At 40.0% G+C, this 10,175-nt stretch carries 9 protein-coding genes; 2 read left to right on the forward strand and 7 right to left on the reverse strand.

Annotated features, from left to right (window positions below; all coding sequences use genetic code 11):
- Positions 1 to 50: 50 nt before the first annotated feature.
- From HMPREF2979_RS08885 to HMPREF2979_RS08895, 3 genes are all read right to left on the reverse strand, one after another.
- Positions 51 to 2,735, reverse strand: coding sequence for a cation-translocating P-type ATPase (locus HMPREF2979_RS08885; RefSeq protein WP_070656305.1), 2,685 nt, complete (start codon positions 2,733 to 2,735; stop codon positions 51 to 53).
- Positions 2,736 to 2,999: 264 nt separating this feature from the next.
- Complete coding sequence (locus HMPREF2979_RS08890) at positions 3,000 to 3,386, reverse strand: YwiB family protein (RefSeq protein WP_002884910.1); 387 nt, start codon at positions 3,384 to 3,386, stop codon at positions 3,000 to 3,002.
- Positions 3,387 to 3,468: 82 nt separating this feature from the next.
- Positions 3,469 to 4,335: a GNAT family N-acetyltransferase gene (locus tag HMPREF2979_RS08895; protein ID WP_021144255.1), complete on the reverse strand. Its 867-nt coding sequence runs from the start codon at positions 4,333 to 4,335 to the stop codon at positions 3,469 to 3,471.
- 177 nt (positions 4,336 to 4,512) lie between these two features.
- Between HMPREF2979_RS08895 and yidA the strand changes: the two genes are divergently transcribed.
- Positions 4,513 to 5,322, forward strand: a complete 810-nt coding sequence (gene yidA, locus HMPREF2979_RS08900; protein ID WP_070656307.1) for a sugar-phosphatase — start codon at positions 4,513 to 4,515, stop codon at positions 5,320 to 5,322.
- Position 5,323: 1 nt separating this feature from the next.
- Positions 5,324 to 6,538 carry an aminoacyltransferase gene (locus HMPREF2979_RS08905; RefSeq protein ID WP_070656309.1) on the forward strand — a complete coding sequence of 405 codons (1,215 nt, stop codon included), beginning with the start codon at positions 5,324 to 5,326 and terminating at the stop codon, positions 6,536 to 6,538.
- Between the two features lie 51 nt (positions 6,539 to 6,589).
- Here the strand turns inward: HMPREF2979_RS08905 and HMPREF2979_RS08910 are convergent, their stop codons facing one another.
- From HMPREF2979_RS08910 to yycF, 4 genes are read right to left on the reverse strand one after another with little or no spacing between them, the layout of a single operon-like run.
- Positions 6,590 to 6,949 carry a YbaN family protein gene (locus tag HMPREF2979_RS08910; protein ID WP_070656311.1) on the reverse strand — a complete coding sequence of 120 codons (360 nt, stop codon included), beginning with the start codon at positions 6,947 to 6,949 and terminating at the stop codon, positions 6,590 to 6,592.
- 58 nt (positions 6,950 to 7,007) lie between these two features.
- The gene (locus HMPREF2979_RS08915; protein ID WP_013990680.1) at positions 7,008 to 7,820 is read right to left on the reverse strand and encodes an MBL fold metallo-hydrolase; all 813 of its coding nucleotides are present in this window, start codon (positions 7,818 to 7,820) and stop codon (positions 7,008 to 7,010) included.
- A gap of 5 nt (positions 7,821 to 7,825) precedes the next feature.
- Positions 7,826 to 9,166, reverse strand: a complete 1,341-nt coding sequence (gene vicK / locus HMPREF2979_RS08920; protein ID WP_070656313.1) for a cell wall metabolism sensor histidine kinase VicK — start codon at positions 9,164 to 9,166, stop codon at positions 7,826 to 7,828.
- Complete coding sequence (gene yycF / locus HMPREF2979_RS08925) at positions 9,159 to 9,866, reverse strand: response regulator YycF (RefSeq protein ID WP_070656315.1); 708 nt, start codon at positions 9,864 to 9,866, stop codon at positions 9,159 to 9,161. Before yycF ends, vicK begins: the two co-directional genes overlap by 8 nt.
- Positions 9,867 to 10,175 lie beyond the last annotated feature (309 nt).

Here is a 10,175-nt window from a genome sequence, read left to right on the forward strand (position 1 = left end):
TCAAGATGTGATAAGAAAAAGCCAGAGACCATTATCTCTGACTTTATGTCTTAAATAGCGTTTTTATCCTTACCAAGGGCACGTTGAATAGCTTTGACTAATTCAACCAATACCACAATCAAGAAGGAACCTACAATAACCGCAAGCCATTGTGTCAGACTCAGGTGTGACACATGGAAAAGGTTATTAAATCCAGGAACTACGATAGTTGCCATCAAAAGAACGAAGGCCACTGGAATTGCCCAGTTGAAAGTTTTATTTCTAAAGAGACCAACTTTAAAGACTGATTGATAAACAGATTTAACGTTAAAGGCATGGAGCAACTGGATTAGTCCAAGTGTTGCAAAGGCCATTGTAAGGGCATCTGCGTGAATTTCTGATTGCGTATGATGCTCTGGGAAGACAAGGCCCCAACCATATACCGCAAGAACAAGGATAGTTTGGAAGACACCTTGATACATAATCGCTCCGAAGACACCACCATCAAAGAAGTTTGATTGGCGACCACGAGGTTTGTGAGTCATAATACCTGGTTCAGCCGGCTCAACCCCAAGTGCGATAGCTGGAAGGGTATCAGTGACTAGGTTAATCCAGAGAAGGTGTACTGGTTGAAGCACATCCCAACCAAACAGTGTGGCAAAGAAGATAATGAAGACTTCGGCCATGTTGGCTGACAAGAGGTATTGGATTGATTTTTGAATATTTGAGAAGACCTTACGTCCCTCTTCTACGGCAACGATAATTGTCGCAAAGTTATCATCGGCAAGAACCATATCTGAAGCTCCCTTAGAAACCTCTGTACCTGTGATTCCCATACCGATACCGATATCAGCTGTCTTAAGTGAAGGCGCATCATTAACCCCATCACCTGTCATAGCAACAACCTTGCCATCATTTTGCCAAGCCTTAACGATACGAACCTTGTGTTCAGGAGACACACGCGCATAGACAGAGTACTGTTTGAAGACTTTTTGGAATTCTTCATCAGAAAGCTCATTAAGCTCAGCTCCAGTAAAGACATGATCTTCCGTATCATTTGGATCGATGATACCAAGACGCTTAGCGATTGCTTCTGCTGTATCTTGGTGGTCACCTGTAATCATGATTGGACGGATCCCCGCTTCTTTAGCGACACGGACAGCCTCTGCTGCTTCTGGACGTTCTGGGTCAATCATACCTACCAAACCTGAGAAAATCAAATCAGACTCAACAACTGCAGATTCCAAGGTAGGAATTTCGTTAGTTGTCTTATAAGCCATCATCAAGACACGAAGGGCTTGTTTTGCCAAGTCTTTATTAGTTGCAAGGATAGCTTGTTTGTCTTCATCTGTGATAGGGCGGACCTCACCATTGATTTCAATTCGAGTCACACGTTTGAGCAATTGGTCAGGCGCACCTTTAACAGCTACAAAGTATGTACCATCCGCTTCTTTGTGGATAGTAGACATGAGCTTACGGTCAGAGTCAAATGGCAACTCTGCCACACGAGGCTCTGATTTTAAGACGTCACGCACATCAAAATTGTGGTCCAAACCAAATTGAACAAGAGCTGTTTCGGTTGGATCACCGATTAGTTTACCATCTGGGTCTACCTTAGTATCATTGGCAAAGTTCATAATACGAAGGGTTGTATTGTCTGCACCAAGTTCCGTAGAAGCGTTTTGCAATTGACCGTTTGTATAGATTTTTTCAACAGTCATTTGGTTCATGGTTAAGGTACCAGTCTTATCAGATGCGATAATTTCTGTTGAACCAAGGGTTTCAACAGCTGGCAATTTACGAACAATCGAATTGCGTTTAGCAAGGGCCGTTGTCCCAAGTGACAAAAGAATGGTTACAATGGCAGGCAAACCTTCAGGAATGGCTGCAACCGCAAGAGCAACGGCAACCATCAAGCCTTCAAGAGGCTGTTCGCCACGAATGAAGACACTAACCAAGAATGTCACCAAAGCAATAGCGACAATAAGATAAGTCAAGGTCTTAGACAATTGCTCCAAGCTTTGTTTCAATGGCGTTTGTGATTCGTCCGCATTAGCCAGCATATCGGCAATCTTACCGACCTCAGTATACATACCAGTATTGGTTACAACCCCAGTACCACGACCATAAGTAACGTTAGAGTTTTGGTAACCCATATTCACACGGTCACCGATACCCGCCTCTGCTTCAACTGTCTCTGTAACATCATTTTCAACTGGTACAGATTCACCTGTAAGGGCTGCTTCTTCAATCTTGAGTGAGGCAGCTTCAAGCAAGCGCATATCCGCAGGAACAACATCACCTGCTTCAAGCAAAACGATGTCTCCAGGAACCAATTCGCGTGAATCAATTTCAACGACATGCCCATCACGACGCACACGAGCCATAGGACTAGACATGTTTTTGAGGGCTTCAATAGCCGCTTCTGCTTGTCCTTCTTGATAAACACCAAAGGCTGCATTCAAAACAACAACGGCTAAAATAATGCAGGCATCCGTCAAACCATGCATACCTTCTGTAATAACAGAAAGGGCGGCAGCGACAAGCAAGATGATAATCATCAAATCTTTAAACTGATCGATGAATTTTGACAAGAGGCTGCGTTTTTCACCTTCATCCAACTCGTTATAGCCATAGGCATCTAAACGTTCCTTGGCTTGTGCAGTAGACAAACCATCAACAGAAGTGTCCAAGTTTTTTAGGACTTCTTCCTCTCCTTGTGTGTAAAACAAGGTTTTACTTTGTTCTTTAGACAAAATAATCTCCTCCTTCTCTATAGGGAAAAATGGCTAACAAGACTCTTTTTATATAAAAAATCATACAAAAAGAGACTTGTTTAATAAAAAACAAGTCTCGCTGTTTAAGAATATGCCGGAAATATAAAATTTCGTAATGACGACATAATCGCAACTGTTAATCAAATCTCATGATTACAGCCACCTGCTACTCCCTTATTTGTACTAAACATTTTATCATAAATTATTCTTTATTCAAGCAAAATGATTCTATTTTTTCAAAAATTAAAACCAAGAAACTTCTAATTCATAATCAGCAAAAACGTCTTCTGTTTCTGGATGTTTCAATTGATAATGAATATCAACTGTCTGTCCATTTGGGTCATGGGCAAATAAACTAGTGTCTGTCAGAAAATGCTGGGTACCAAGCGGTGTCGGAATGTGGACCAAGGCAGGTACTTTAGCAGAAAAACGCATAATGGATTTAGGATTAGAAAAGCGTGTCATCACTAGCTCATCCTGATTCAACTTAATAACCACTTTTTCTTTCTCCGAATTATGGTGAACAAGATAGGTATAATCTCCTTTTTCCATAACCTCACAAGTGTGGATTTCTTCGATAATCTCCGTTTGATCGCCTACTTTAATTTTGTTTTTGATTTTAATTTCCATTAATTACTCCTTTCTGTTCTAAAACTACTTTTTACTTAAGACGATAGCAACTCTAACCTCAAAGAGAGTTTCAACATTGCGTTTACCCTTTCTGCTTCAAGTAAACCACCTGGGTTTGTTTGACAAAGCCAATCTTTTCATACAAGCGTTTGGCACTTACATTGCTATCTTCCACTGCAATTTGGAAGGACTTGTCATTTTGCGCAATGAGTTGATTGACGACTGATTTTGCCAGATAGCTTCCATAGCCTTGGCCACGATAGGCTTCTGCTACGGCAAGTCCATAAAGGTAGTTGCTATTCCCAGATAAATCGACCGTACAAACTCCAATCACTTGACCTTCTTTGAGGAGGATGTAAAGTAGGCCATCAGAGTCCTTCAATGCCTCTATAATGTATCTGCGACTTACTTCGAGTGTTTGCTCTGCATCAGAAAAGGCTTGGTGGTGGAGATGGGCAATTGCATCTAGGTAAGAAGGTTCAGCTAAGAGCACCTTGACATCTGAACAGGAATCCAGAGCATATGGTGTTCTGTCTCTCCCTAGCCAGGTTTCCGTCTCTTCATCTTCAACCAAATCCCAATGACTTGCCAAATCAGGATGATGATCGAGAAAAACACGCTCCGTCTGAAAGGTCACTGAGCGAATAGGGTAAGATGCCATTTCTTTTTCAAAGCTTCTATACATCGCATGGGCAATACCCTCGCGACGATGACTAGGGTCCACTAGGATGCTCACTTCAATGTCCTCATCATCCGCATAAACCGTTAATAAGCCAAGCAACTCTCCCTCTTGACAATAGAGGAAAAAGGCCGGCATATTGGAATCAAAATTAAGCATATTGGAGAGATAAGGTTCTCGAAAGGTTTGATCATGGGCTTGGCAGCTAGCAATCAATGCTTTTGCTGCCTTCCGTTCTTGCTCCGTCAATTGGTTGGTTGCTCGAATCATTTTATCTCTCCTTTATTTGTCTGACCTTATTTTACCAATTAAAAAGCATTTGGGCAATTCTTACCTAATCCACCTCTTCAAAGAGATAATAACACTTTTCTCAGGAAGAACTATGACAAAGCGCCTAAATTTTAGTAAAATAGAAGGGAAACTAACTAAACGAAACAGGTAATTATTATGTCTATTAAACTTATTGCTGTTGATATTGATGGAACGCTTTTAAATAGCCAACGTCAAGTTACACCGGAGGTCTTTCAAGCGATTCAAGATGCTAAAGCTGCTGGTGTAAAGGTTGTTATTGCGACTGGTCGCCCTATTCCAGGAGTGCTTCCACTTCTTGAGGAGCTTAATCTCAATCAAGACGGAGACTATGTCATCACCTTTAATGGTGGGCTTGTCCAAGAAACTTCTACTGGTAATGAATTGATCCGTGAGACACTTTCATACGAAGACTATCTTGACATTGAGGTTTTGGCTAATAAGCTTGGCGTTCATTCTCACGCTATTACTAAAGATGGTATCTACACAAGTAATCGAAACATTGGTCGCTACACAGTTCATGAATCTACACTTGTTCATATGCCAATTTACTACCGTACACCTGAAGAGGTAGCTGACAAGGAATTCGTTAAGGCCATGTATATTGATGAACCTGAAATTCTTGATGCAGCTATTGCTAAACTTCCACAGGAATTTTATGACCGCTTTACTATTGTAAAATCAACACCATTTTACCTAGAAATTCTCAAGAAAACAGCCAACAAAGGTATCGCTGTAACCCATCTTGCTGAGAAACTCGGTCTTTCTAAAGAAGAAACGATGGCTATCGGTGATGAAGAAAATGACCGTGCTATGCTTGAAGTCGTTGGCTCTCCTGTTGTTATGGAAAATGGTAATCCTGAATTGAAGAAAATTGCGAAACACATCACAAAATCAAATGATGAATCTGGTGTCGCTTACGCTATTAGAAAGTGGGTTCTAGACTAATATGTATACCTATAAAACTGGACTCAGTACTTCTGAGCATGACCGCTTTGTTATAGACAGTCCTCAAACGAATTTATTACAGAGTAGTTCATGGGCAAAAATCAAAGATAGTTGGGGAAATGATCGCCTTGGTTTCTACCAGGACGGTAATCTCGTTGCTGTCGCTAGTGTCCTTATTCAGCCACTTCCTCTAGGTTTTTCTATGATTTATATTCCTCGCGGACCTATCATGGATTACAAGGATAAAGAACTACTTGCCTTTGTCATGGCTTCACTTAAGAAATATGCCAAAACAAAGCGTGCCCTTTTTGTTAAATTTGACCCAAGCCTCTTTGTGACTAAAAACTTGATTTCACAAGAAGCTGAAATCCGTGAAGAGACTATGGCAATTGCCAAAGACATCCAAGCTCTTGGCGTTGAATGGACTGGCCTCACTGAAGATATGGCTGAAAATATCCAACCTCGTTTCCAGGCTAATATCCATAAGGAAGATTTCACTGAGGAACAACTCTCTAAGAGTACCAAGCAGGCTGTTCGTACTGCTCGAAACAAGGGGATTTCAGTCCAATTTGGTGGCACTGAGCTTCTCGAGCCATTCGCATCTTTGATGAAGAAGACAGAGGCCCGTAAGAACATCCACCTTCGTGGCATTGATTATTATGAGAAGTTGTTGACTACCTATCCAGAGTCATCTTACATTACACTTTCAACACTTGATTTACCAGCCCGTCTCAAAGACCTCAATAAGCAACTCGAAAAGAACATTACTGATGCAGCCAAGTTCACTGAAAAAACTAAACCAGGAAAAATCGAGAACAATAAGCAAGAGCACAAAAGACTTAAAGAAGAAATTGACTTTCTTCAAGAAAAGGTTGATGCTGGGAATAAAACGGTCCCACTTTCAGGAACACTTGTTCTTGAATTTGGCAAGACGTCTGAGAATATCTATGCAGGAATGGATGAAGACTACCGCCGTTATCAACCAGCTATCCTGACATGGTATGAAACAGCTAATCACGCCTTTGAGCGTGGTGCTGAGTGGCAAAACATGGGGGGAATTGAAAATTCACTTGATGGTGGCTTGTATAATTTTAAGTCCAAATTTAACCCACGTATTGAACAATTCATTGGGGAATTCAATCTTCCAGTTAGCCCTCTTTACGGACCAGCCAATTTTGCCTATAAACTCCGTAAGAAATTACGTAGCAAACATTAATAATATATAAAATGAGACTCCATCTTGGATGTCTCATTTTTTGATGATAGCTTAGTCTTTATCAGGAATAACCTTAAAGAGATAATAAGTGATGAAGACCGTCAGGCAAAAGAGTCCGATTTTCACCCATAGTATAGGGGCAAAAAAGATTGAAATTGCCATCAAAACATAGATTTGTATGATAATCTTTTTCTTTCGTTCTTTGGCAATTGATTTGGTTTCTCGAAAATCAGCTACATAACTTTGATATAATTTAGTCTGATATAACCATTTCTCAAAACGTTTGGAACTTCTAGCAAAGCAAGCAATGGCTAAAAGTAGAAAAGGTGTTGTGGGTAAGATAGGAAGAGGAATCCCAAGAATTCCCAAACCGAGCGAGACAAACCCTAACGAGAGATAAATTACTTTCATAAATACATTCCTTTTAAAAAGCTGCACTAAACGTATTAGTGCAGCTCTTCTGCTATTTTTAAATGTCTGTCAGTGGAGTCGCTGTGTCTGGTGAGGTATCATAAACTTTAAAGTCAGTTCCAACACCAAAGTCAGCACGTGCCAACTGATTTTCCATCGTCATGTGAGCCAACTCCTTGATATTATTTTCTTTGGAAAGGTGACCCAAGTAGATCTTTTTAGTTTTATTACCAATGGTACGAATCATAGCATCCGCTCCATCTTCATTACACAAGTGACCTTGATCAGAGAGGATACGTTGCTTGGTCGACCAAGGATATGAACCTGCTCTAAGGATTTCAACATCATGATTGGACTCAATCAGATAACCATCGGCATTTTCAATAATACCTGCCATACGATCAGAAACATAACCCGTATCCGTCAACATGACAAAACTCTTTCCATCTTTCATAAAGCGATAGAACTGTGGATCAATAGCATCGTGGCTAACTCCAAAAGACTCAATATCAATGTCTCCAAAGGTCAGAAGCTTATCACGAGAAAAAACATGTTTCTGGCTATTATCAATCTTGCCTAGCATATTTTTACTATCCATAATCTGCCAGGTTTTCTCGTTAGCGTATATATCCATGCCATATTTACGAGCTAAAACGCCTACACCATGGATGTGATCCTTGTGTTCATGTGTTACTAAGATTGCATCCAAATCACTCGGATCACGATCAATCTCAGCTAGCAAACTTGTGATTTTCTTACCAGACAAACCAGCATCTACAAGAATCTTCTTCTCTGGAGTTTCCAAGTAAAAGGAATTACCAGTTGACCCTGAAGCCAAAATACTATATTTAAACCCTAAATCTGAGGTCATTTTTACTACATCTCCCATTCATCAACCATCATGGCATCCTTGTCATATGGAAGTACAATTGTAAAAGTTGAACCTTTACCATACTCACTCTTAGCCCAAATAAAGCCCTTATGTTGTTTAATAATTTCTTTTGCAATGGACAAGCCAAGACCAGTTCCACCCTGGGCACGACTTCTTGCCTTATCAACACGGTAAAAACGGTCGAAAATCAAAGGCAAATCTTTCTTAGGAATACCCAAACCTTGGTCAGAAATAGAAACAATCAACTGTGAATCAGTTGTCTTCATAGACACTGTAATCTTACCACCATCGGGCGAATACTTGATAGCATTATTAAGAATATTATCCACGACCTGGGTCATCTTATCTGTATCAATCTCCACCCAAATTGAGTTTACTGGGTAATCTCGAATGATTTCGTAAGTTTTACCTGTATTGGTTTCTTGACTTTTAATCTGATCAAAACGATTCAAGATATAGGTCATGAAGGCCGTGAAATTGGTCATCTCAACGTCAAGTTGGGTACTCTTATTGTCAATACGTGACAGTGCCAAGAGATCAGAAATCATTCGCATCATACGATTGGTCTCATCCAAAGAAACTTTGATAAAGTTAGGGGCAATCTCTTCATCGAGAGCTCCATCATCAAGTGCCTCCAGATAGGATTTTACAGAAGTCAAAGGTGTACGCAACTCATGACTAACGTTTGAGACGAAAAGTCGGCGTTCACGCTCTTCTTTTTCTTGCTCAGTAGCATCGTGAAGAACGGCAACCAGACCTGAGATAAAACCTGATTCTTTACGAATAAGGGCAAAGTTAACACGTAGGGTCACAAACTCATCGTTGGCATCTCGACGTGACAAATGAATTTCAGGAGTCTTAGAGAGCAATTCACTATAAGTATAGGGATTTTCACCATCTAATAAATCTAAAATGGACATCTGTGTCGCTGTTTCATAATCTAGATTCAACAAACGCTGAGCTGTGCTATTAATCATGGTAATTTGACCACGACGATTTGTCGCAATAACCCCATCACTCATGTAAGAAAGGACTGATGATAAGCGGTTTTTTTCCTGGGCTAGATTTTCATGCGTCAAACGAAAGACATCCGATAAATCATTCAAGCTGTCAGCTAGCTCTAAAAGCTCTGGATCACCCTTTAAGCGTAACTTCTCGTTATAGTTACCTGCCATTAAGGACTTGACCCTCTTGGTCAACTTTCGAATATTTTTGACTCGTCGATAATCACGATATGCAAGAAAAATAAAGTAGAAAGCCACAAAGAGGAGCGTAAAGAGTAAGGCTAGTTCAAAGCTTGTGATGTTTAAGCCAATACTAGTCATAATTCTTCATATAATAACCAACACCACGACGCGTCAAAATATATTCAGGACGACTAGGTGTATCTTCAATTTTTTCACGGAGACGACGAATGGTTACGTCAACCGTACGAACATCACCAAAATAGTCATAACCCCAAACAGTTTCAAGTAAATGCTCACGCGTCATCACTTGTCCCATGTGAGTTGCCAGATGGAAAAGCAACTCAAATTCACGGTGTGTGAGCTCGACTTCATTTCCACGTTTTTTAGCAACAAACGCATCTGGAACAATAATCAACTCACCAATTGAAATCTCCTGCTTGCCAGAGTTAGAACTTTCTTCTGCAGCTGTTTCAATAGTCTCTGTACGACGCAAGTGAGCTTTGATACGTGCCAACAATTCACGATTAGAAAATGGTTTCGTCACATAGTCATCTGCCCCAATTTCTAGCCCGATAACCTTATCAAACTCGCTATCCTTAGCTGAAAGCATGATAATAGGTGTATGACTTGTTTTTCGAATTTCCTTAGCAACTTCCAAGCCATCCAATTCAGGCAACATTAAGTCCAAGATTACCAAATCAGGATTCTCAGCTTCAAACTGCTCCAAAGCTTCACGACCATCAAAAGCCGTAACCACTTCATAACCTTCTTTTGTCAGGTTAAACTTGATGATGTCCGAAATTGGTCTTTCGTCATCAACAACTAGAATTTTTTTCATATAAACACCTCATCGGTTTTCTTAAGTCATTTCATTTCTGCAAAGTAGAAAAAAACTTTACATATCAAACATATTATACCAAAAATTAGGTCAAGGACCAAGTTTCTACTATAGATATCACACTGATAGACAAGCTTTCCTTCTTTTTTGAGATACCTTTGCTATGTGTAATCGGTTAAAAGGCGAACATTATGATTGAATTTTCAAACATTTTTGACATTTTCCTATATCTATAGTAAAATACACTCTTGTTGTTACATATATTAATGTAAAATTTTAGGAGGCTCTTATGGCACTTATTGAATTTAA

The sequence above is a fragment of the Streptococcus sp. HMSC078H12 genome (assembly GCF_001814615.1).
GTDB classification, from domain to species: domain Bacteria; phylum Bacillota; class Bacilli; order Lactobacillales; family Streptococcaceae; genus Streptococcus; species Streptococcus salivarius_F.